The sequence below is a fragment of the Parabacteroides sp. D25 genome (assembly GCF_000307475.1).
Taxonomy (GTDB): domain Bacteria; phylum Bacteroidota; class Bacteroidia; order Bacteroidales; family Tannerellaceae; genus Parabacteroides; species Parabacteroides distasonis.
Window position 1 is genome coordinate 341,476 of sequence record NZ_JH976500.1, and the last position, 23,792, is coordinate 365,267.

At 46.2% G+C, this 23,792-nt stretch carries 20 protein-coding genes and 1 riboswitch; of the genes, 17 read left to right on the forward strand and 3 right to left on the reverse strand.

Translation table 11 applies throughout. From position 1 onward, the window contains the following. The first annotated feature begins 113 nt into the window (after nucleotides 1-113). Nucleotides 114-2,390, forward strand: a complete 2,277-nt coding sequence (locus HMPREF0999_RS01300; protein ID WP_009274973.1) for a GH92 family glycosyl hydrolase — start codon at nucleotides 114-116, stop codon at nucleotides 2,388-2,390. 35 nt (nucleotides 2,391-2,425) lie between these two features. Here HMPREF0999_RS01300 and HMPREF0999_RS01305 read toward each other — a convergent pair whose 3' ends face one another. Further along, the gene (locus HMPREF0999_RS01305) at nucleotides 2,426-4,966 is read right to left on the reverse strand and encodes an ATP-binding protein (RefSeq protein WP_008779642.1); all 2,541 of its coding nucleotides are present in this window, start codon (nucleotides 4,964-4,966) and stop codon (nucleotides 2,426-2,428) included. 145 nt (nucleotides 4,967-5,111) lie between these two features. On the opposite strand from HMPREF0999_RS01305, the gene HMPREF0999_RS01310 reads away from it, so the two are divergent. From HMPREF0999_RS01310 to HMPREF0999_RS01350, 8 genes are all read left to right on the forward strand, one after another. Then, nucleotides 5,112-5,759, forward strand: a complete 648-nt coding sequence (locus HMPREF0999_RS01310) for an AAA family ATPase (RefSeq protein WP_009274974.1) — start codon at nucleotides 5,112-5,114, stop codon at nucleotides 5,757-5,759. Between the two features lie 58 nt (nucleotides 5,760-5,817). Continuing rightward, entirely contained in the window at nucleotides 5,818-6,132 is a 315-nt protein-coding gene (locus HMPREF0999_RS01315; protein ID WP_005857964.1) for a hypothetical protein, read from the forward strand. Then, nucleotides 6,132-6,425, forward strand: a complete 294-nt coding sequence (locus tag HMPREF0999_RS01320; protein WP_005857963.1) for a hypothetical protein — start codon at nucleotides 6,132-6,134, stop codon at nucleotides 6,423-6,425. The genes HMPREF0999_RS01315 and HMPREF0999_RS01320 overlap by 1 nt, the downstream gene beginning before the upstream one ends. Then, a complete protein-coding gene (locus tag HMPREF0999_RS01325) occupies nucleotides 6,422-6,979 on the forward strand; it encodes a glycoside hydrolase family 3 C-terminal domain-containing protein (RefSeq protein WP_005857961.1) in 558 nt (185 codons plus the stop codon). Before HMPREF0999_RS01320 ends, HMPREF0999_RS01325 begins: the two co-directional genes overlap by 4 nt. Before the next feature lie 85 nt (nucleotides 6,980-7,064). Continuing rightward, nucleotides 7,065-7,469: a hypothetical protein gene (locus tag HMPREF0999_RS01330; RefSeq protein ID WP_005857959.1), complete on the forward strand. Its 405-nt coding sequence runs from the start codon at nucleotides 7,065-7,067 to the stop codon at nucleotides 7,467-7,469. Further along, complete coding sequence (locus HMPREF0999_RS01335) at nucleotides 7,466-8,767, forward strand: DUF3440 domain-containing protein (RefSeq protein WP_005857957.1); 1,302 nt, start codon at nucleotides 7,466-7,468, stop codon at nucleotides 8,765-8,767. The genes HMPREF0999_RS01330 and HMPREF0999_RS01335 overlap by 4 nt, the downstream gene beginning before the upstream one ends. Next, nucleotides 8,751-9,275: an IbrB-like domain-containing protein gene (locus HMPREF0999_RS01340; RefSeq protein WP_005857955.1), complete on the forward strand. Its 525-nt coding sequence runs from the start codon at nucleotides 8,751-8,753 to the stop codon at nucleotides 9,273-9,275. Before HMPREF0999_RS01335 ends, HMPREF0999_RS01340 begins: the two co-directional genes overlap by 17 nt. Nucleotides 9,276-9,365: 90 nt before the next feature. After that, nucleotides 9,366-9,462, forward strand: a riboswitch (TPP riboswitch). A gap of 62 nt (nucleotides 9,463-9,524) precedes the next feature. Next, nucleotides 9,525-10,295 (forward strand): sulfide-dependent adenosine diphosphate thiazole synthase, encoded by a 771-nt coding sequence (locus HMPREF0999_RS01350; protein WP_005857953.1) that lies wholly within the window; start codon nucleotides 9,525-9,527, stop codon nucleotides 10,293-10,295. Between the two features lie 56 nt (nucleotides 10,296-10,351). Here HMPREF0999_RS01350 and HMPREF0999_RS01355 read toward each other — a convergent pair whose 3' ends face one another. Further along, nucleotides 10,352-10,771: a hypothetical protein gene (locus tag HMPREF0999_RS01355; protein ID WP_009274975.1), complete on the reverse strand. Its 420-nt coding sequence runs from the start codon at nucleotides 10,769-10,771 to the stop codon at nucleotides 10,352-10,354. Nucleotides 10,772-10,841: 70 nt separating this feature from the next. Between HMPREF0999_RS01355 and HMPREF0999_RS01360 the strand changes: the two genes are divergently transcribed. The 4 genes from HMPREF0999_RS01360 to HMPREF0999_RS01375 all read left to right on the forward strand — a co-directional run bounded on the left by HMPREF0999_RS01360 (nucleotide 10,842) and on the right by HMPREF0999_RS01375 (nucleotide 16,816). Next, nucleotides 10,842-11,246 (forward strand): DUF6769 family protein, encoded by a 405-nt coding sequence (locus HMPREF0999_RS01360; protein WP_009274976.1) that lies wholly within the window; start codon nucleotides 10,842-10,844, stop codon nucleotides 11,244-11,246. A gap of 78 nt (nucleotides 11,247-11,324) precedes the next feature. After that, nucleotides 11,325-12,527 (forward strand): efflux RND transporter periplasmic adaptor subunit, encoded by a 1,203-nt coding sequence (locus HMPREF0999_RS01365; RefSeq protein ID WP_009274977.1) that lies wholly within the window; start codon nucleotides 11,325-11,327, stop codon nucleotides 12,525-12,527. Between the two features lie 15 nt (nucleotides 12,528-12,542). Continuing rightward, a complete protein-coding gene (locus HMPREF0999_RS01370) occupies nucleotides 12,543-15,626 on the forward strand; it encodes an efflux RND transporter permease subunit (protein WP_008772501.1) in 3,084 nt (1,027 codons plus the stop codon). Between the two features lie 5 nt (nucleotides 15,627-15,631). Then, entirely contained in the window at nucleotides 15,632-16,816 is a 1,185-nt protein-coding gene (locus HMPREF0999_RS01375; RefSeq protein ID WP_009274978.1) for a TolC family protein, read from the forward strand. A gap of 66 nt (nucleotides 16,817-16,882) precedes the next feature. Here the strand turns inward: HMPREF0999_RS01375 and HMPREF0999_RS01380 are convergent, their stop codons facing one another. Beyond that, nucleotides 16,883-17,830 (reverse strand): NAD(P)H-dependent flavin oxidoreductase, encoded by a 948-nt coding sequence (locus tag HMPREF0999_RS01380; protein ID WP_009274979.1) that lies wholly within the window; start codon nucleotides 17,828-17,830, stop codon nucleotides 16,883-16,885. A 108-nt stretch (nucleotides 17,831-17,938) separates the two neighbouring features. Here HMPREF0999_RS01380 and HMPREF0999_RS01385 point away from each other — a divergent pair, with 108 nt between their 5' ends. The 4 genes from HMPREF0999_RS01385 (at nucleotide 17,939) to HMPREF0999_RS01400 (ending at nucleotide 23,654) form a co-directional block, all read left to right on the forward strand. Then, nucleotides 17,939-18,118 carry a hypothetical protein gene (locus HMPREF0999_RS01385; RefSeq protein WP_005857938.1) on the forward strand — a complete coding sequence of 60 codons (180 nt, stop codon included), beginning with the start codon at nucleotides 17,939-17,941 and terminating at the stop codon, nucleotides 18,116-18,118. A 164-nt stretch (nucleotides 18,119-18,282) separates the two neighbouring features. Next, nucleotides 18,283-20,403: a M3 family metallopeptidase gene (locus HMPREF0999_RS01390; RefSeq protein ID WP_009017180.1), complete on the forward strand. Its 2,121-nt coding sequence runs from the start codon at nucleotides 18,283-18,285 to the stop codon at nucleotides 20,401-20,403. 41 nt (nucleotides 20,404-20,444) lie between these two features. Then, a complete protein-coding gene (locus tag HMPREF0999_RS01395; RefSeq protein WP_009274980.1) occupies nucleotides 20,445-22,604 on the forward strand; it encodes a M3 family metallopeptidase in 2,160 nt (719 codons plus the stop codon). Between the two features lie 117 nt (nucleotides 22,605-22,721). Then, nucleotides 22,722-23,654, forward strand: coding sequence for a tyrosine-type recombinase/integrase (locus HMPREF0999_RS01400; RefSeq protein ID WP_005857932.1), 933 nt, complete (start codon nucleotides 22,722-22,724; stop codon nucleotides 23,652-23,654). Nucleotides 23,655-23,792: the final 138 nt, after the last annotated feature.

Genomic DNA, 23,792 nt, shown 5'->3' on the forward strand with positions numbered 1-23,792 from the left:
TCCCTTACCAGTGAGCGGTTTGCTCTGTTACCCGTGAGACAACGTCTCACGGATTGCCGGGAAAGTACCCGGCTGAGAAGCAAAGAATAATTAACGAATTAATAATCGACAAAATGAAGACAAAGCTTAAAACTTCGATGGCCCTTTTGGCTTCCGCTTTCCTATGGGTGTCATGCGCCGGTGGCGGAGGGACTCCTCCTTCGGCGATGGACCCGGTGGATTACGTGAATCCTTATATGGGAAACATCAGCCATTTATTGGTGCCTACTTTCCCGACCGTGCATTTGCCGAACAGTATGCTACGTGTATATCCGGAGCGTGCGGACTTCACGGGCGACCGTCTGGGCGGTTTGCCTATTATCGTGACAAACCATCGTGAGCGTTCTGCGTTCAATTTATGCCCTTATCAAGGTGACGAATCCGGCTTGCGACCCGTGATCGCTTATAGCTATGACCGGGAGAAGATCTTGCCATACCGTTATCAGGTATATCTGGATAATGGGGAAATCGACGTGGACTTCGCCCCGTCCCATCAAAGTGCCGTATATTCGCTCACTTTCGAGAAAGAGGGACCGGCTTATCTGGTATTTAACAGCCGTAACGGACAGCTACAAGTAAATGGTAACGCCGTAAGCGGTTATCAATATATAGATAAGAAAACGAAAGTCTTTTTATATGCCGAGACAAACCAGAAGCCTGTGAAAGCGGGTGTATTGTCAAACGGCAGTGTCAAATATGACGAGACCTCCGTGGAAGGTACCAATGCCGCTATCGCCCTTTCCTTCGGGGAGGACGTGAAGAAACTTGGCGTTCGCTACGGTATCTCTTTTATCAGCGAGGAACAGGCGAAGAAGAATCTGGAGCGTGAGATCGCCGCTTACGACGTGGATGTGGTAGCGAAGATCGCCCGCAACGATTGGAACGATGCTTTAGGTAAAATACAAGTGCAAGGTGGTACCAAGGATGAGAAGACCGTATTCTATACCTCTTTATATCGTTGCTACGAACGCCCGATAAACTTGAGCGAGGACGGACATTATTACAGTGCTTTCGACGGAAAGATCCATGAGGATGGCGGACGGCCTTTCTATACGGACGACTGGATTTGGGATACCTACCGTGCTACACATCCCCTGCGTGTCTTGATCGATAATGAGCGTGAGAACGATATCATCAACTCTTATCTCCTGATGGCGGAGCAGATGGGTACCGATTGGATGCCTACCTTCCCGGAGGTGACAGGAGATACACGCCGTATGAACTCAAACCATGCTGTCGCTACCGTGATCGACGCTTACCGCAAGGGCTTGCGTGGGTTTGAGCTGGAAAAAGCCTATATCGCTTGTAAGAAAGGTATCGAGGAAAAGACCTTGATCCCGTGGTCTGCCGCTCCCGCCGGTTGGTTGGATGATTTCTACAAGGAACATGGCTATATTCCCGCATTGAGACCGGGAGAGAAAGAGACGGTGCCTAACGTATCCATTTGGGAAAAACGTCAGCCGATCGCCGTGACTTTAGGTACTTCGTATGATGAATGGTGCTTGTCCCAGATCGCTCAAGAATTGGGAAAGAAAGACGAGGCGGATTATTATTTGCGTCGCTCTTACAATTACCGGAACGTATTTAATCCGGAGACAGGTTTCTTCCATCCGAAAGATAAGGATGGCAAGTTTATCTATCCATTGGATTACCGTTATGATGGCGGTCTAGGTGCCCGTGATTATTACGATGAGAATAACGGATATATTTATCGTTGGGACGTACAGCATAATATCGGTGACTTGATCTCTTTGATCGGAGGCAATGAGGCGTTTACCTCTGCCTTGGATTCCATGTTCAATACGCCGCTGGGTATGTCTAAATGGCAATTCTATTCCACGCTTCCGGATCATACGGGTAACGTAGGTATGTTCTCTATGGCGAATGAGCCGAGCTTGCATATCCCGTACTTGTATAATTATGCGGGTAAGCCTTGGATGACCCAGAAACGTATTCGTACCTTATTGAATCAATGGTTCCGCAATGATTTGATGGGTGTGCCGGGCGATGAGGACGGTGGTGGTATGTCCGCTTTCGTTGTTTTCAGCCAGATGGGATTCTATCCGGTGACTCCGGGTTCTCCTACCTATAATATCGGTAGCCCGATGTTTACCGACGTGAAAGTGGATATGGGTAACGGCAATACGTTCGAGATCCGTGCGAATAACGCATCCGATGAGAATAAATACGTACAATCCGCTAAGTTGAACGGCGTAACCTTGAACCAGCCTTGGTTCAATCATAGCGATATCGCCGCTGGTGGTTTGTTAGAGTTAGAGATGGGGCCGAAAGCGAATAAGGAATGGGGATTGGGAACGCCTCCTCCTTCTGCCGCTCCGATGCCTAAGTAAAAAAAAGCATGTTGCGATTGTCGCAACACGCTTTTTTATGCCAATACCTTAACGATTAATTTCTTTAGTTCTTTTATATCAATGGGCTTCACTACATAATCCGTGAATTCACATTGTTTGGCGATCTCCTTTTCCCTTTCGAAAGCGAATGCCGTGAGCGCTATGATCGGAATGGTCTTGGATAAGGTGCGGATTCTGCGAGTCGCTTCGAATCCGTCCATAACCGGCATTTTTATGTCCATCAGGATTAGGTCCGGATGATATGTCTCGAACATATCGATAGCCTCTTGCCCGTTTAGCGCATGATAAAGTTGGTATTGCTTGCCAAACAAGGTTTCCAAAAGGAAATAATTCTCATAAACGTCCTCGGCGATTAAGATGGAATGATGCCTATCTGAACGGGGCGTTTCTTCGGATTGGACGGGGATATCCGGTGAAAGCTCAATATCAGTCCGTTTTGTGTCCAAAGGCAGAGTGAACCAAAAAGTGGAACCCACCCCTTCTTCAGAGTCTACGCCGATTTTACCTCCTAATGCCTCGATAATGGTTCGGCTGATGGTTAATCCCAATCCCGTACCTTGCTGGAAAGTATCTACCTTGATGAATCGCTCGAATATACGTCTTTGGTTTTCCGCGGAGATACCGATACCTGTATCTTTCACGCAGACTCGGATAAAATCCCCTTCTATCTCATAATAAATCGTGATACTTCCTTTTGTGGTAAATTTGATAGCGTTATTCACGAAATTAGATATCACTTGCATAACCCTCCGCTCATCGGTTTTAACGATTACGGATGGGGAGCCGAGATCAAAGATAAGAACCACGTCTGAAGGCATCTTTATAGAGTCTGCCAATGCGATTTCGCCACATATATCCTTGATGTCCACTTCCTCGAAATGATAATCCATGGTTCCCGCCTCGATTTTAGAGAAATCAAGGATATCATCGATCAGTTGCAGTAGCAAATCATTGTTTTTATGAATGATATCTAAATAAGATTGACGCTCTACCTCATCATCAATCTCGGCGATTATATTTGAGAACCCGACGATAGCGTTCAGCGGCGTGCGTATCTCATGACTCATATTCGCCAAGAATGCGGACTTCAATTTATCAGCTTCCTTTACCTTGATTAGCTCGATCTCCTTTTCCCGTTGCTGGGTTATGTTGGAGGTATAGCTTACGATCCTGTTAGGCGTTCCGTCATCGTTGAATTTATAGGAGCGTACATTGGAGTTGAACCAGAATGTTTTGCCATTGAGGATACGCCTGTAGGCCGCTACGAAGTTATTGATCTTCCCTTGCAGGAGAGGTTTGAACTGTTTATTATATACCCGGTCAAAATCATCCGGATGGATTGAGGATTTATAGTCTTCTTGATTCTTGAAGTTGTAATCATGAATCGCTTTTAGCCCCTCATTATTATTAATGTCTTCATTGAGGCCAAAATCTACGGTCAATTTATCATTCTCTACATCGTATTCCCAAAGAATGGAATCCCCGGTATCTACCGATACTTTTAGCCGGGCTAGGCTATTTTCGATTTGTTCCCGCTTGATGTGATTCTCGGTATCGTCGAATACAATATAAATATAGCCGAATATATTATCAAGAGAGTCTTTTAATGTGACTCCTTTTACCAACAGATGCTTTGTTTTAGAATCATGATGACTATCGTAATAGCCGTTTTGAGAAGCAACCTTGAAATCATAATTAAGAGGAAAGAATATATCTTTTCCGTTTTTGAGGCTTTGGTTTACATATTTCGGGATATTAGGATTCTCGAACATATTCAGTCCCACGGCCTGCTCACGGGTAACACCAAAAATATCGAGATCCGCTTGGTTGATATCTACCAACACTCCATTCTCATCATAAAGTTCGGCGCCCCAAGGCATCTTGTCGAAAATGATCTTAAACTTCGTCTCGCTTTTCATGACTTGCATAGCCGTATGTTCTACTAATCCTTGAACTTCCCCTCTTTCAATGGCTATGGAAAGGATATCAGCCAACATATGTAAGTTCTCTATATCTAAGGCACTCCAGTTCCGTTTCTTTTTTACAGAATCAAAGCCGATAAATCCGGATGGTTTGCCTTGCTTGAAAATAGGGATGACTAATAAGGATGAAACCTCTTGCAAAATCAGAAGATGCTGCTCACTCTTCGCCTCTTCCGGCATTTTAGAGACATCATGAATAACGATATCCATGCCCTTTTTGATACTGTCGTACCACCAAGGAATCTCGTCTTGCGGGAGTTGACGCAGTAAATCCTCTCGCATAGAGATAATGCCATCACAAGTAACTTCATTCGTAAAATCAACAGTATGAGTTTGTTCGTCAAATGTTCCGATATACACCCGATCCACATCGAAAAATTGTAAGATGCGGAATAGCGCTTGGTCAATAACCGAGTTTTTTTTGGCTCCAAGAAGAAGTGACAATACATCCGACATCGTTTTTCGCAAATCAATCATATTGGCCAAAATCAAGTCGGTCTTTTCATCTTCTACATCGGTCTTCTTGTCTATAGCCTCATTAAGAAATGTTGTATTGGAATGAATGTTATTCATGATAAATTGAGTGTACTAAATTTATTCGAAAACAAATGTAAGTATAAACTTTGATTATTTTTTGTTTTAGTGTTTATTATATTATTATCGTGGCTTTAAAAATAATTTTGTACGTTTGTAGATGGTTGAATTAAACTTGAAATCTATGGATAATAAAATCATATTGACGATAGGCCGCCAGTTCGGAAGCGGTGGCCGCGAGATCGGACAACGTTTGGCGAAGGAGTTGGGTATCGGTTACTATGATAAGGAACTGATTACCGTGGCGGCCCGTGAGAGTGGATTATGCGAGGATGTTTTCGAGAAGGCAGACGAACGTGCCTCCAGTGGTTTATCGTACGCTTTTACGATGGGGTATTCTTCTTTTATGGGAGGGATGTTTACGCCTTATAATGATATTTTGTCTAATGACGGTCTTTTTAAGATACAGAGTGACGCTATCCGTAAATTGGCGGAGACTGAGTCGTGTGTTTTGGTAGGGCGTTGCGCTGATTATATCCTCCGGGATAATCCGGCTTGTTTGAGCTTCTTTATCCATAGTTCAGTGGAGAGCCGGGTCCAAAAGACCGTGGAAAGGCATGGTGTGACGGTGGAAGAGGCGAAGAACATGATGGAGAAGACTGATAAATCCCGTGCGGCTTACTATAATTATTATACGAATAAGACATGGGGAATGGCCTCTTCTTATAATTTCTCGATCGATGTATCCGTATTAGGGATCGACGAGACCGTGGAATTTATGAAAAGCTTTATCGAGCGCAGATTGAATAAGCGTCCGTCTCATTTCGGATAAATCGTATTCTTGAGAAACCATTATTGAATAGAGATTAACCTATTAAAACTAAGAAAGTATGCGAAAACCTTTTATTACTGTTCGGCTGACCCATGGTATGTTGGGCGCCTTGTTAGTTTCCACCTGTGCTTGTTCGGGCACGAAGTGGACGGAGGTGGAGAAAGATTCTATCCGTATCGTTACCCAGCAAGAAGGAGCTGTATTAGGATATTCCGCCAATTCGGGGGTGAGACTTCTTACTGTTGACGGATATGCCTTCAAAGATCTGAATCGGAACGGGCGGCTTGATCCGTATGAGGATTGGCGTCTTACGCCCGAGGAACGTGCCGTTGATTTGGCCGGACAGTATCTACAGAGGAAATCGCCGGATTGATGCTTTATAGCGCCCATCAATCTATCCCCGGTGCCTCGAAAGGGTTTGGAACTTCTACCTACAATGGCAAATCTTTTGATGAGAGTGGAGCCCAGCCATCCGATCTTTCCGATGCGCAGCGTAAATTCCTCACCGAGGATAATGTTCGTCATGTATTGGTTACGAGAGTGCAAAGCCCGAAAGTGGCGGCTCGCTGGAATAATAATGCGCAAGCTTTAGTAGAGGGTATCGGTCATGGTATCTTACGGTCGTTGATAATCCCGATGAGGCGGATTTCGCCATCGTCTTTATGACGAGCCCGAACAGTGGTACGGGGTATGATAAATCCGATTGTGAGAAAGGTGGAAACGGTTATATGCCTATCAGTTTACAGTATAATGATTATACCGCTACCTATGCCCGTAACCCAAGTTTGGCGGGGGGAGATCCGTTTGAGAATTTCACGAACCGTTCTTATAAAGGTAAGTCCGTGAAAACAGCTAATAAGCAGGATATGCTTTCTGTTTTGGAGACAAAGGCTAAAATGAAAGGTAAGCCTGTAATCGTATCTTTGGAGATGGATAAGCCTACGATTATGTCCGAGTTCGAGGGTTCGGCGGATGCCATTCTGGTGAACTTCGGTGTACAAAACCAAGCGGTCTTGGATATCATCAGTGGAAAAGCCGAGCCTTCCGCTTTGTTGCCTTTGCAGATGCCGGCAGATATGCGTATCGTGGAGGAGCAATTCGAAGATGTTCCCCGGGATATGAAATGCTATACGGATAGCGAGGGCCATCTGTATGATTTCGCTTTTTGTATGAATTGGAAAGGCGTTATCGATTATGAGCGAGTGACTAAATATAAATAGAGTAAATTACATTTTTGTGTTTTTGTGGCTACGGTATCTATATATAATGCCTAAATTTGCATGGTAATATTATTAAGTGCAGACCATGAAAATTATGACATTGCAGGGAACGGACAAATTGTTATATGAACTTGTCGCACCTTTGGTCATGAATCCAGCCATTTTGCGACAAAATAACAATTACCCTTTTAAAACATCTCGTAGCCACGTTTGGTATATAGCCTTTCATGAAACAGCTGTTGTTGGTTTTATGCCTGTAAAAAAAGGACATCTCTATTACTCTATAGACAATTATTTCGTGAGTGGTGATGATCCTTCGGTATTGAGTGAACTTCTTGAAGAAGTCATAAAGGATTTTTCATCTCAAGCTTCACTTATGGCTGTTGTGCATAAACGTCATGTAAAAGTGTTCTCACAAAAAAAGTTCCAGACATGTGTTGAGTGGAAAAATTATGATAAAATGCATTATTTACCGGAGGTAGAGTCATGATGCGAAGAATGGATGTGTACGAGGCGACAGAGAAAAGATTGAAGATCATTTTTGATTATTTCGATTACGTATACGTCTCTTTTTCCGGCGGAAAGGATAGTGGTGTACTGTTGAATTTGTGTGTAGATTATATTCGTAGATACGCTCCGGGACGAAAATTAGGTGTATTTCATATGGATTATGAGGTTCAATACAGCCAGACGACCGAATATGTGGAAAAGGTTTATGCCGCTAATTCCGATATCCTTGATATTTATCATTGTTGTGTTCCTTTTAAAGTCCAGACATGTACATCTATGTTTCAACAATATTGGAGACCTTGGAGCGAGGAGTACCGGGATATCTGGGTTCGAGAGATGCCCCATTCATGTCTCCGGGCGAAAGACTTTGACTTTTTCAAGGAGGACATGTGGGATTATGATTTTCAGAATATGTTCCCTTTTTGGTTGTATCAACGGAAAATGGGCCGGCGTATATGTTGCCTTGTTGGTATCCGTACCCAAGAGAGTTTTAATAGGTGGCGGGCCATACATAGTGATAAGAATTACAGAAAACTAGCTAATTATAAATGGACTCGCAGAATGAATTATTCTATATATAACGCATATCCTATTTATGATTGGAAAACTCAGGATATCTGGATAGCGAACGGAAAGTTCGGTTGGACATATAATCATTTGTATGATTTGTATTATCAAGCAGGGGTGCCTTTGTCCCGGCAACGTGTGGCGAGCCCATTCATATCCCAAGCGATATCCACACTGTTCATTTACAAAGTTGTCGATCCCGACATGTGGGGGAGGATGGTTGGACGTGTAAACGGTGTTGGCTTTGCCGGTATATATGGGAATACCTCCGCTATGGGATGGAGGGCTATCAAGTGCCCAGCCGGGTTCTCTTGGGAGAAATATATGTATTTTCTCCTAAATACTTTACCCGAAGAAACTCGTGAGAACTATTTGAATAAGTTAAGAGTCAGCCGTAAATTCTGGAGAGAAAAAGGAGGATGCCTCAGTGAGGAGACTATCGCTAAGTTACGGGCGGCTAATATTCCTATCATTGTGGAAGAATGTACCGCTTACCATACGGATAAGAAACCGGTACGGATGGAGTATATCGATGATATCAATATACCTGAGTTTAAAGAAATCCCTACTTACAAACGTATGTGTGTTTGTATTTTGAAAAACGATCATACATGTAAGTATATGGGTTTTTCCCAGACAAAACGAGAAAGGGATATGAGAAAAGAAGTAATGGACAAATATAATTTTTATAAGCATGGGAAACTTTGTTAGTCCGGCATATGGTGTTAGGGCTGTCCCTATAGAAAAAATTGTAGCCAACAGCTATAACCCTAATATCATGGCACCACCGGAAATGCGATTATTGGAACTTTCCATTTGGGAGGATGGCTATACGATGCCTTGCGTCTGTTATTATCTTGAAGAGGATGATTTATATGAGATAGTAGATGGTTATCATCGTTATCTGGTTATGAAGCAATCTCAAAGGATTTATGATCGTGAGAAAGGAATGTTGCCAGTAACGGTGATTGAGAAAGATATTTCAAACCGAATGGCTTCAACCATTCGCCATAACAGGGCTCGAGGGATGCACAACTTGGAACTTATGACGGAGATTGTTACGGAGTTGGTCAAATCTGGGATGTCTGATAAGTGGATCATGCGTAATATTGGAATGGATAAAAATGAGTTACTTCGGTTCAAGCAGATTTCGGGATTAGCTGAATTATTCCGGGATAAAGAATTCGGTTGGTCTGATGACTGGTCGGAAGAAGACTAAACTTTTTACATTTTGTTTGGCTGAGCGTTTTTTGCCTTTTATGGCTCTGTTGAGTACATATATACTAATTTTTTGTACATTTGCCCCCGACTTTTCACATAGGGGTGCCCGAGTCATACGGGCTGAGATTATACCCATCGAACCTGATCCGGGTAATGCCGGCGAAGGGAAAATAAGGTAGAACTAGGAAATAAAGGGGGCGTTACCTCTATGTGCTCCCTGATGTTTAAACTTTAATTAGTTATTAAGATGGAACAGATTGTTTCAAGTGGAATCATTGACTCTTACTTCGAGAAGTTGAAGAGCAACTTGTCTGTGGATGTAGCGATCGTGGGAGGGGGACCTTCCGGTATCGTGGCCGCTTATTTCTTGGCGAAAGCCGGTAAGAAGGTGGCGTTGTTTGATCGTAAGCTGGCTCCCGGTGGAGGTATGTGGGGCGGCGCTATGATGTTCAACGATATCGTGGTGCAGGAAGAGGCTATGCCGATTATCAAGGAATTGGGCGTAAGTTATAAGGAGGGTGCTAACGGCACGTATATCATGGATTCGGTACATACCACTTCCGCTTTGATTTATCAGGCGACGAAGGCGGGCGCTACGATCTTTAACTGCTATTCGGTAGAGGACGTGGTGTTTCATAACGATGCCGTAGCTGGTGTGGTAGTGAACTGGGCTCCGGTAATCCGTGAGGGGATGCACGTGGATCCGTTGACGATCATGGCAAAGGCTGTCTTGGAAGGTACGGGGCATGATTGCGAGATCGCCCGTGTGGTAGCCCGTAAGAATGATATCCAATTGAATACACCGACCGGAGGCGTGATCGGCGAGCGTTCCTTGAATGTGGAGCTGGGTGAGCAGACGACGGTGGAGAACACGAAGGAGATCTACCCGGGATTATTCGTTTCCGGTATGGCCGCTAACGGCGTAAGCGGTAGCTTCCGTATGGGACCGATCTTTGGCGGCATGCTGATGAGCGGCAAGAAGGCGGCTGAGTTGATCTGCGAAAAGCTTGGGAATTGAAAATTGAGAATTGAGAATTGAAAATTATTGATTGTTGTATCTTTAATTTTCAATTCTCAATTCCCAACGGTTTTTCCTTGTCTCAAGAATAAGAATCCCGTTATGATCAACGCCGTGGATAATCCCGTATAGAATACGGAAATGAAAGAATTCGGCAGTAAATGGAACGTGCGGATCGTGATCCCGAAAGCGATCATGAAGATCATGATAATCCAACCTTTCACGTCGAAGAAAGAGAACGGGCAATGTTTCCCGTTTTTCCGGGAGATCCGTTCGGAATGTTTATAGAAAAGCCGTTTAAAGACCAAATTGAAGAAAAGTAAGAAAACGATGGTCGCTTCTCCGATCTTGAATAACCAATAATGGGTATCGTTTAACCATGTGACGATACCGATGCGTAAGATATTGATACCGGCGAAAATCCATACGCAACCGGCGGTATATAATAATACCTTTTTATTTACTCCAAACTTCATCTATCTTTTTATTTACCGCAAACTTACAACATTCATGTAAAAAACGGAAAAATATCCTTATCTTTGTGCCATGCGTGAGAAAATGAAACAGAGGGTTGTACAATACGTGGTGCTGATGGCCGGCATCTTGGCATTGCTTTCTGTGGTTATCCCTCACCATCATCACCGGGACGGGATGCCTTGTTATCAATCCTTGACCGCGGAGCAAGCGCATGGCGATAAAAGCACTGATACGCATGATTGCGGTTGCGACGGGCATAACTTGGCCTATTTCAGTACGCATATTTCTCATTTTATGGATGGAGATGTGGATATACATCTGATGCCGTTACTCGTTTTATTTGATTACATTTATCCACCTGAACTGGCGTTTTGCGGACAGCTCCTTGATCACGAGAACGCCCCCTACATTGAGTCGCTGCACGATACTTGGATAGTGAGTGCCTCGGGACTTCGTGCCCCTCCTATGTCTTGATACCTCGTTTGTGAGAGCGGGTGAGGACAGACTTGCCCCTATCTATTTATTATTAACGATATCAAGATTTTTTACACAATGAAGAAAATATATTTGGTAGGTGCGATGTGCGCTTACCTGTTTGCCGGTTGTGCGGGAAATGCGTCGCAAGCCGGACACGATGAGCATAATCATGAATTAGAGGCTCACGATCATGATCATGAGGGACATGAACACGAAGGCCATGACCATGAGCATGAGGCCGGTGGTACCCATCCCGGCGAGATTGTCTTTAAGAAAGCCTTAGCCGAGGCCGTTGGTTTGCAGACCGTAATGGTTAATCCCGCTCCTTTCACGGATGTGATTAAGACGAGCGGACGAGTGATGGCGGCGCAAGGGGAGGAGTCCGTGATCGTCGCTACCGTTCCCGGCGTGATCTCGTTTGGTAGCTTGCCGTTCGTGGATGGTACGGCGGTACGCAAGGGACAGGCCGTGTTGAGTATCGCTTCCAACGCCCTCTCTGATGGAGACGTGGCGGCAAAGGCTAAATTCGCTTATGAGACAGCGAAAAAGGAATACGAGCGTATGCAAGCCTTGGTAGGCGATAAGATCGTATCCGCCAAGGATTTCGAGCAGGCCCGCTTGAATTACGAGAACGCCAAGGTCGCTTATGAGGCGATAGCGGGAAAACAGACGGCGAAAGGCGTGTCTGTAGTCTCTCCCTTGAACGGTTACTTGAAGAACATCCAAGTGAAAGAGGGTGATTATGTATCCGTAGGTCAGCCTTTGGCTACGATCTCGCAAAACAATCGTTTGGTATTGCGTGCGGACGTGTCTGAGAGGTATTACAACGATCTTCCCATGATCCAAACCGCTAATTTCATGACTCCGTATGATAACGCTCTCTATAAATTGTCTGATTTGCGTGGACGGTTGTTATCGTATGGAAAGGCTTCCGATATGAACTCTTTCTATGTACCGGTGACTTTCGAGTTCGATAATAAAGGAGCGGTTATCCCCGGTTCTTTCGTGGAGATCTTTTTGTTGACAAAGCCGATGGAGAATGTCTTGAGCGTGCCTGTCTCCGCCCTTATCGAGGAGCAGGGCGTTTATTCGGTATTTATCCGTCTGGATGAGGAAGGCTATAAGAAGCAATGGGTGACGCTGGGAGCGAATAACGGCTCGGAGGTACAGATCCTTTCCGGATTGAAACCGGGCGATGAGGTCGTGACCCGTGGCGCTTACCAGATCAAGTTGTCTTCCGCTTCTAACGCGATACCGGCTCATAGCCATAGCCATTAATAGGAGGGATGTTGCATGTTAAATAAGATAATTTATTATTCATTGCACAACCGGTTGGTAATCTTGGTTTGTGCGCTATTGCTGATGATCTGGGGTACGTACACGGCGTTTAATACGGACGTGGATGTGTTCCCGGACTTGAACGCCCCAACGGTCGTGATCATGACCGAGGCGAACGGTATGGCTCCCGAGGAGGTGGAACGCTTGGTGACATTCCCTGTGGAGACTGCCGTGAACGGTGCGATGGACGTACGGCGTGTGCGTTCCTCGTCTACCACCGGATTCTCCGTGGTTTGGGTAGAGTTCGATTGGGGTACGGATATTTACCGGGCTCGTCAGATCGTGTCCGAAAAACTGGCTGTCTTGGGTGAGAGCCTTCCCGAGAACGTAGGTAAACCGACCTTAGGCCCGCAGTCATCCATCTTGGGTGAGATGATGATTCTCGGTTTGACCGCCGATTCCACGTCTTTGTTGGACTTACGTACGATCGCCGACTGGACGATCCGTCCCCGTTTGTTGTCTACGGGCGGTGTGGCGCAGGTTGCCGTGATCGGTGGCGATATTAAGGAGTACCAGATCTTGTTGGACCCGGCTCGTATGAAGCACTACGGTGTAGGGTTGAACGAGGTGTTGGATGTTTGTCGGAATATGAACCGGAATGCCAATGGTGGTGTATTGTATGAGTTTGATAATGAGTATATCATCCGGGGAGTCTTGTCTACGTCGAAGGCGGAAGAGATCGCTCAGGGTGTGGTGAAGACCGTGAATGAGTATCCGGTTACGCTGGGTGATATCGCTACGGTTAAGATCGGCGGTAAAAGCCCGAAGCTGGGAACCGCTTCCGAGCGGACAAAGCCAGCCGTGCTGATTACCGTGACCAAACAGCCGGATACGAGTACGGAGAAGTTGACGGAGAAGCTGGACGAGATTGTTGTCGATTTGCGGAAGAACTTGCCGGCGGATGTACATGTCTCTACGGATATATTCCGCCAGAGTCATTTTATCGATAACTCTATTAATAATGTAAAGAAGAGCTTGTTTGAGGGTAGTTTCTTCGTGGTGATCGTCTTGTTCCTGTTCTTGATGAATATACGTACGACGGTGATCTCGTTGGTAGCCTTGCCGTTATCTTTGCTGGTCTCTATCATCGTATTGCACTACATGGGATTGACGATTAACACGATGAGCTTGGGAGGTATGGCGATCGCTATCGGTTCCTTGGTGGATGACGCTATCGTGGACGTGGAGAACGTGTATAAACGAATCCGGGAAAACCGGCTCTTGCCTCCGGATCAGCAACGCTCTACCTTGGAGGTGGTTTACGACGCTTCCCGTGAGGTACGTATGCCGATCTTGAACTCTACCTTGATTATCGTGGTGAGCTTCGTGCCCTTGTTCTTCTTGAGTGGTATGGAAGGCCGTATGTTGGTTCCGCTGGGTATCGCTTTTATCGTGGCGTTGTTTGCTTCTACGGTGGTGGCGCTTACCTTGACCCCGGTGCTTTGTAGCTATTTGCTGAACCGTAAAGCGACGGGAATGAAGGAACTGCGTGAGGCTTGGATAGCCCGGAAGTTGAAGGTGGTGTATAAACGGGCTTTGGAGTTAGCGTTGGCTTACCAGAAATGGGTGCTAGGTACCACGATCGCTTTGTTTGTGGTCGCCTTGGTGATCTTCTTTCATTTGGGACGTAGTTTCTTGCCCCCGTTCAATGAGGGTTCTTTTACGATCAACGTAAGCTCGCTTCCGGGAATTTCCTTGGACGAGTCGGATCAGATCGGACGCCGTGCGGAAGCGTTGCTGTTGCAAGTGCCCGAGATAAAGACTGTGGCTCGGAAGACCGGTCGTGCGGAATTGGATGAGCATGCCTTGGGCGTGAATGTTTCCGAGATCGAGGCTCCTTTCGAATTGCAAGACCGTAGTCGGGATGAGGTGATGAATGATGTCCGCAAGAAGTTATCTACGATCAGTGGCGCTAATATAGAGATCGGGCAACCTATTTCCCATCGTATCGACGCTATGCTTTCCGGTACGGAGGCGAATATCGCTATCAAGCTGTTTGGTACGGACTTGAACCTGATGTTTACGGTCGGTAACCAGATCAAGGCCGCTATCCAAACGATCCCGGGTCTGGTGGACTTGAAGGTAGAGCAGCAGATCGAGCGTCCGCAGTTGACAATCACCCCGAAACGTGAGTTGTTGGCTAAATATGGCATTCCCCTGCCGGAGTTCGAGGAATATATCAATGTGATGTTGGGAGGAGAGGCCGTCAGTCAGGTGTACGATGATGGCAAGAGTTTCGACCTGACCGTGAAGACCTCCGACGCTAGCCGTGCCACGATGGATGATATTAGCAATCTGATGATCGATGCCGCCGGACAGAAAGTGCCGCTAAGTTACGTGGCCGATATCCGTTCCGTGACCGGTCCGAATACGATCAATCGTGAGAATGTGCAACGTAAGATCGTGATTAGTGCCAATGTATCGGAACGTGACTTGCGAAGTGTGGTTAATGAGATACAGGATCGGGTAGAGGCTAATATCCGTTTGCCGGAGGGATACCATATCGAATATGGCGGCCAGTTCGAGAGCGAGGCGGCGGCCAGCCGTACCTTATTGCTGACGTCATTGATGTCGTTATTGGTGATCTTCATGTTACTGTACAATGAGTTCAAGGACGTGAAGGAGAGCGGCGTGATCTTGTTGAACCTGCCGTTGGCGTTGATCGGTGGCGTGATTATCCTATGGCTTACTTCCGGCGAGATCAGTATCCCGGCGATTATCGGTTTCATTTCCTTGTTTGGTATCGCTACCCGAAACGGTATGCTGCTGATCAGCCACTATACGCATTTGCGTGGAGAGGGAATGGGATTGCGTGAGTCCGTGATACAAGGTTCCCTAGACCGTTTGAACCCGATCTTGATGACGGCGTTGAGTTCCGCCTTGGCGTTGATCCCGTTGGCGTTGAATGGCGATCTTCCCGGGAATGAGATCCAAAGCCCGATGGCGACGGTGATCTTGGGTGGTTTATTAACCTCTACGTTCTTAAACGGATTCATCATCCCGATTGTTTATCTGATAATGAACAAGAATAAAGAATAAGTTTTATGAAATCATATATTATAGTCGCCGCCTTGTCTGTATTGACAGGCGGCCTTTCCGCCCAGACTTCTATAGAGGACGTGCTCCGGAGCGTGGAGGCGAACAATAAGGATTTACAGGCGAACAGCCAGTTGGTCCAGTCGCAGAAGCTGGAGGCGAAGTTGGATAATAATTTGCCAGACCCTTCGGTCTCTTATTCGCATTTCTGGGGGAATAAAGAAGGGATGGGATTCACGGGCGAGTTCGTGGCTTCCCAAAGCTTTGATTTCCCGTCCGTATATGTCCGGAAGCATAAGCTGACGAAGGCGAAATCCGCGGGTTTGGATCGTCAAGGGATGGCTTTTCGTCAGCAAATCTTGTTGCAGGTGAAAGAGGTTTGCCTAGATTTGGTGCTGTTGAACCAGCAGAAGAACCTATTGGATACCCGTCTTAGGAACGCCGAGCAACTTTCCGCTTTTTATGCGACTCGTTTGGAGAAAGGAAATGCGAATATCCTTGAGACAAACAAGATCGATCTGGAATTATTGAACGCTCGGACAGAGGCCCGGATGAACGAGACTTCCCGTATTGCCAAGCTGCAGGAGCTGGCTACCTTGAATGGCGGTATCGCTATCGAGTTTACGGATACGGTTTACGCCTTGCCGGATAAGGATGTGCTTTCCTTTGATGAGCTGCGGACGGAGGCGATGCAATCCGATCCGCAATTACAGACCTTGCGTAGCGACCAGACGACAGCTCTTCGGCAGGTGAGCGTGAATAAGGCGAAAGGTCTGCCCGGCTTTGAGTTAGGGTATCGTATGAATCCCGCCTCGGGTGGAGAGCGTTTCAATGGTTTCTTGGTAGGAATTACCATCCCGTTGTTCTCGAACCGTAATAACGTGAAACAGGCGAAGGCTCAGGTCCGTTATACGGAGATGCAGTTGGAGAGCGCTTCTTTCACGGTAGAGAATGGGTTGAGGCAGCTATATGACCAGTCTGTCTCCTTAAAGAAATCTATCGATGAATATAAGGATGTGCTGAAAAGGCAGAATAGCTTGGTCTTGTTGAACAAGGCTATACAGGCCGGGCAAATCTCTATGATCGAGTATTTCGTGGATGTGACGACCTATTACCAAAGCGTGCAAAACTACCTGCAATTGCAAAACCAATACCAAAAGGTCATGGCGCAATTGTATAAGTATCGATTATGATAAGGAACACAACTGTGTTTTCTCTTGAACACAGTTGTGTTTATCCACAGATACAGTTGTGTTTTCTCACGAACACAACTGTGTTTTTACGTTCTCTAAGGATCGCTTAAAGTCACGGATCAATTCTTTCATCACCTCTTCCACGGATAATTCCTCCCAGAATAAAGACGCTACCTGTCCGATCTCTAACTCGCCTTCCTTTAGGTCGCCCTCAAAGATTCCTTTCTTGGCACGTCCTTTGCCCAATAACTCACGTAATTCTTCCACGGACGCTCCCCGGGCTTCCGCTTCTTCCACTGCCGTAGCGAAATCTCCTTTTACCAGACGGGTAGGAGACAGTTTCTTTAATAATAACTTCGTATCGCCTTCCTTAAGATTCAAGCATAGTTTCTTGAAATTCTCGTGTGCCGAGCTTTCTTTGGTCAAGGCGAAACGAGTGCCTATCTGTACGCCGTCGGCCCCTAGTGCGAGTGCCGCTAGCATCGCTTGACCGTTTCCGATACCTCCTGCCGCCAAAAGGGGGAGAGAGGTCGCTTTCCGGACAGCGGGGATCAGGCACATCGTAGTTGTTTCCTCCCGTCCGTTGTGCCCGCCGGCCTCGAAGCCTTCGGCAACGATGGCATCCACTCCGGCCTCCTCGCATTTCGTGGCGAATTTAGAGCTGCTTACCACGTGAACGACCGTCATGCCATGATCCCTCAAATACTTTGTCCATGTTTTCGGGTTACCGGCGGAAGTAAATACGATCTTCACTTTTTCCTCCACCAATATCCGCATCAAGGTATCGATTTCCGGGTACATTAGCGGGACATTCACGCCAAAAGGCTTGTCGGTCGCCGCCTCGCATTTACGGATATGTTCCCGGAGCACTTCCGGGTGCATGGAGCCTGCCCCGATCAATCCTAATCCACCGGCGTTACTAACCGCTGAAGCTAGCCGCCAACCACTACACCAAACCATTCCCGCCTGTATGATGGGATACTGAATACCAAAAAGACTACAAATTCGATTCATATTATTTCTTGCGTTAATCTCGCTAAAATTAGTGAACTATTTTTATTGGAACAACAATTTCTTTGTCGAGGTTGTTGAATAGGCATATAACTTTAAAATATAAGAGATATGCCAGAGAATATAATGAAAACGTTATGGGATGAGAGCGATGATCTTCACGATGAGACCATGTCTACCAATTCGGTATTGTCGGATGATTACACGTCTAATGACATTCAAGATTTACAAGAAACGATCGAAAATGAAAATATCGAGGACGGTATAGAGAGCGATTCGATTGAACATTGAATGAATGCATATTGGGTCCCCGAAGGGAAGATCTCCCTTTGGGGATCTTTTTTGTGTGAATTGTGAAAATCTTTTTCCGGATTCTAAATAATAACAATTTGAAATAGAATTGTAACGCAAAACTTCGTTATCTTTGTCCATTGTAATTCTAATATAACAATGGCATGAATAAAACGCTTATGGCCGCAGGTTTAGCGGTTATTTTGGGAGCTTGTTCCTCCTCAAAGAAAAGCGATGTAGCGGAAGGCGCTACACCCAATCCGTTTTTTGCGGAGTATACGACACCGTTCGGGGTGCCTCCGTTTGACCAAATAGAGGTGGCTCATTACAAGCCGGCTCTTTTGAAAGGCATGGAAGAGCAGTCGAAGGAGATCGAGGCGATCGTGGCAAATCCGGATGCGCCGACATTCGAGAATACGATCGTGGCCTTAGACCAAAGTGGCGAGTTGCTTACTAAAGTAATGTATGCTTTCGGTGGCCAATCCAGTGTGAATACCACGGACGAGATCCAAGAGCTCGAACGTGAGCTTTATCCCCTTTTATCCAAACATTCGGATGATATCAGCTTAAATCCCAAGCTTTTCGCCCGGGTGAAATCCGTATATGAGAATCAGGCGAGCTTCCATCTGGATAAGGAACAGAAGAAGCTGTTGGAGGAAACCTATAAAAGTTTTGTCCGGGGAGGAGCCAATCTGCCGGAGGATAAGCAGGCGAAGTTGCGTGAGCTGAACGAGAAGATATCCATGCTCCAACTTACTTTCGGACAGAATACCCTGAAAGAGACCAACGATTTCCAATTAGTGATCGATAATAAAGAGGACTTATCCGGTCTGCCGGAAGACGTGATCGTCAAGGCGGCGCAAACGGCCCAAGAGAATGGTCTGGATGGTAAGTGGGTGTTTACCCTCCATAATCCGAGCGTGATGCCTTTCCTTCAATACGCCGATAAGCGTGATTTGCGTGAGAAGATCTTCAAGGCGTATACGAATCGTGGCAACAATAATAATGAGAATGATAATAAGGAGGTCGTTAAGCAGCTGGTTGCCGCTCGTCTGGAGAAAGCCCGATTGATGGGATATGAGGATTATGCCGCTTTCGTATTGGAAGAGAATATGGCGAAGAACGAGAAGAACGTGTACGACTTGCTTGATAAAATCTGGCCATCTGCCTTGGCGAAAGCGAAAGAGGAATTGGCCGATATCAACGCCGAGATCAAGAAGGAAGGCGGTAATTACGAGGCCGAGGGCTGGGACTGGCGTTATTATTTCGAGAAAGCCAAGAAAGCGAAATATAACTTGGACGAGAACGAGATGCGTCCTTATTTTGAGTTGGGACATGTACGTGAGGGCATCTTCTATGTAGCCAATAAATTATACGGTATCACGTTTACCGAGATCAAGGACATCCCGAAACCGGACCCCGACGCTCTCGCTTTCGAGTGCAAGGATAAAGATGGTACGCATCTGGGCGTATTGTATATGGATTTCTTTACCCGCCCGGGCAAAGGAGGTGGCGCATGGTGCGGCGGTTACCGTTCACAAACGTATAAGGATGGGAAACGGGTAGCCCCGGTGGTTACTACCGTATTTAATTTCAGCAAACCGGCGGAGGGACAACCGGCGCTTTTGACGGCCGACGAGACCGAGACCGTATTCCATGAGTTCGGTCATGCCTTGCACGGTTTATTCTGCGACGTTCATTATTATGGCGTGTCCGACGTGCCTCGTGACTTTGTGGAGCTACCTTCGCAAGTCGATGAGCATTGGGCCGTTGAGCCGGAGGTATTGAAAGTGTACGCTAAACATTACCAGACCGGCGAGGTAATACCGCAAGCCCTTGTAGACAAGATGATTAAGAGTGGCAAGTATGGACAAGGCTTCGCTACGACGGAGTATCTGGCCGCCTCTTATCTGGATATGGATTATCATGTATTGAAAGAGATCCCTGCCGATTTGGATATCGAGAAATTTGAGGCGAAGGTCTTGGGCGATCGTGGTCTGATCCGTCAGATTCCGTCTCGCTACCGCTCTACTTATTTCGGACATACGATGGAAGGTGGATATACCGCCGGTTATTATAGCTATATCTGGGCGGAAGTGTTGGATTGCGACGCTTTCCAAGCTTATAAGGAGACGGGTGATATCTTTAACCCGGAGGTTGCCTCTAAATTCCGTAAATACGTACTGACCCCGGGCGGCATCGATGACGCTATGGACATGTACGTGAATTTCCGTGGCAAACAACCTAGCATCGATCCGCTGTTGGAGAACAGAGGGCTAAAATGAGCAGAACAATTTATAACTCATAAATCAAAAAATCAGTAAAGATGAAACAATTAATTATGGCAGCAGGATTAGCCGTTATGCTTACTGCCTGCGGTACTTCCGAAAAGAAGACCGTGGAGGGGGGAAACCCGTTCTTTGCGGAATATACCACCCCGTTTGGAGTTCCACCTTTTGATCAAATCAAGTTCGAGCACTACAAACCGGCCCTATTGCAAGGCATGGAAGAGGGGCGCAAGGAGATCGAGGCGATCGTGAATAACCCGGAGGAGCCGACGTTCGAGAATACGATTGTCGCTTTGGATGAGCAGGGTGCGTTGCTTCGGAAGGTCCAGATCGTTTTCGGTGGACAGAATAGCGTGAATACGAATGATGAGATGCAGGCGTTAAGCCGTGAGATGTCGCCGCTATTGTCAAAATATAGTGATGATATCAACTTGAATCCGAAATTATTCGCTCGTGTGAAGGCGGTATACGATAAAAAGGATGAGTTGGGTCTCGATAAGGAGCAAATGAAGTTGTTGGAGGAGACTTATAAGGACTTCGTTCGGGGTGGCGCTAATCTTTCCGCTGAGGATCAGGCTAAATTGCGTGAGTTGAATAGCAAGATCTCCATGTTACAGCTTACTTTCGGACAGAATATGCTGAAAGAGACGAACGCTTTCAAATTGGTGATCGACAAGCAGGAGGATCTTTCCGGTCTGCCCGAGACCTTGATCGCTAACGCCGCTCAAGCGGCTAAGGATGCCGGGATGGAAGGCAAATGGGTATTTACCTTGCAGAACCCGAGCGTGATGCCGTTCTTGCAATATTCCGATAAACGTGAGTTGCGTGAGAAGATGTTCAACGCTTATATCAACCGTGGTAATAATAATAATGAGAACGATAACAAGGAAGTGGTTCGTGATTTGGTTGCCGCTCGTTTGGCGAAAGCGAAGTTGATGGGCTATGATGATTACGCTTCTTTCGTGTTGGAGGATCGTATGGCGAAAAGCTCGGATAAGGTTTATCAATTGTTAGATGAGGTTTGGAAGCCTGCTTTGGCGAAAGCGAAAGAGGAATTGGCCGATATCAACGCCGAGATCAAGAAAGAAGGCGGCAATTTCGAGGCCGAGGGCTGGGATTGGCGTTATTATTTCGAGAAGGCCAAGAAAGCTAAATTCAATTTGGATGAGAACGAGGTTCGTCCTTACTTGAAGTTGGATAATGTGCGTGAGGGTGCTTTCTATGTTGCTAATAAGTTATATGGTATCACGTTCACCCCGATCCGTAATATCCCGTTGCCTTATCCGGAAGCGCAGGTTTTTGAGTGCAAAGATAAGGATGGCTCTCATTTAGGTGTTATTTATTTCGATTTCTTCCCTCGTGCCAGCAAGCGTGGTGGCGCATGGTGCGGTTCTTATCGTCCGCAGGCTTATAAGGATGGCAAGCGTGTGGCTCCGGTCGTAACGATCGTTTGTAACTTTAGCCAGCCCGCTCCGGGACAACCTGCGTTGTTGAGCGCTGATGAGGCGAATACATTGTTCCATGAGTTCGGTCATGGTTTGCACGGCTTGTTCCGTGACGTGCATTACTCCGGTGTTTCTGGTGTTCCTCGTGATTTCGTGGAGTTGCCTTCACAGGTTATGGAGCATTGGGTATTCGAGCCGGAAGTATTGAAGGTGTACGCTAAGCATTATCAGACCGGCGAGGTGATCCCGGCCGAGTTGATCGAGAAGTTGGATAAGAGCGGTAAGTACGGACAGGGCTTCGCTACGACGGAGTATCTGGCGGCTTCTTATCTGGATATGGATTTCCATGCGATCAGCGGTGACGCTGCGGATAAGAAAGTGATCAAGTTCGTTGACCAGACGAATAATGTTCCGGCCAACTTGAATGTGATGGATTTCGAGCAACAGACGTTAGGCCGTCGTGGTTTGCTGAAACAAATCCCTTCCCGCTACCGCACGACTTACTTCAACCATACGATGGGTGGTGGCTACACCGCCGGCTATTATAGCTACATCTGGGCCGAGGTATTGGATTGCGACGCTTTCGAGGCATTCAAGGAAACCGGCGATATCTTCAATCAAGAATGTGCCGATAAATTCCGTAAATATGTCTTGACCCCGGGCGGTATCGACGACGCTATGGATATGTACAAGAATTTCCGTGGCAAGGAACCGGGTACGGATCCGTTGCTGAAGAATAGAGGACTGAAATAATCTAGAAATGGAGATTTTATAAAGGCGGACCGGTTGGTTCGCCTTTTTTTGTATATGCTCAACCTCCCGGATCTGTATTACATTTGCTAAGTTTTATCACGAAAAAATAGCGATAGTATGGAGAAAAAGGATTTAGTAGAAGGGATGAGGTTGTATATCTATAAATTGCGTGTGGATGGGCGTTATTCCACGGCGAAGAGCTATCAGGATGCATTGAACTCATTCATGCGGTTTTGTGGGTTGGAGGTAATTCCCTATATTTATGTCAATAAGGAGAACCTTCGGCGTTATCAGGCCTTTTTGTTGAATAAAGGATGTACATGGAACACGGTGTCGACCTATATGCGTCGGATCCGTTGTGTGTACAACATGGCGGTGGAGGAAGGGTTGGCCCCCTATATCCCTTATTTATTTAAGGGAGTTTTCACGGGTATAGAGAGCAAACGCAAAAAGGCGTTACCACAGGATTTATTACGTTCTCTGATGACGGCCTCATTAGATGATCCGGAACTGAGAAAAACACGGCAGGCATTGTGCCTGATGTTCCAGTTTTGCGGTATGGCATTCGTGGATTTCGCTCATCTGAAAAAGGAGAATGTCCGGGGTGGGGTTTTGGAATATAAACGCCAGAAAACGGGTACTCCGATGCTTATAGAGGTACAATCTACCGCATGGGAGTCGCTGAGGGAACTGTCAAGTGATGTAGGTAAGGACTCACCCTATTTGTTTCCTTTCTTGAAAGGGATAAAAGTGGGAAAAGAAGCCTACAAGGAGTACACTTCCGCTTTGGCCCATTTTAACCGGAATTTGAAGAGGTTGGCGAGAGCCTGCGGTGTGTCTATCCCGATCACCTCATATTCGATCCGTCATTCTTTTGCGATGATTTTGAAGGAACAGGATGTCCCGATTGAGATGATCAGCGAACTATTGGGCCATAAATCGATCAAGACTACGCAAATCTATTTGAAAAGTTTCTCGTTGGAAAAGATGTCTGCGGTGAATAAAATTTGTTTTGAGAGTGTGTACAATCATGTACCGAAAGTAGGGTAAAGGGAGTAGGCTACTTGGGGAGTAGCGTATTCTTTCACGGCGCAAATGTAGTAAAAAATAACTAAAAACAAGCAAACAAATGCGCTTGTTTACTCATTGTAGGCGTTTGATCCTCTCTATTTTTTGATTTTCCTGTTT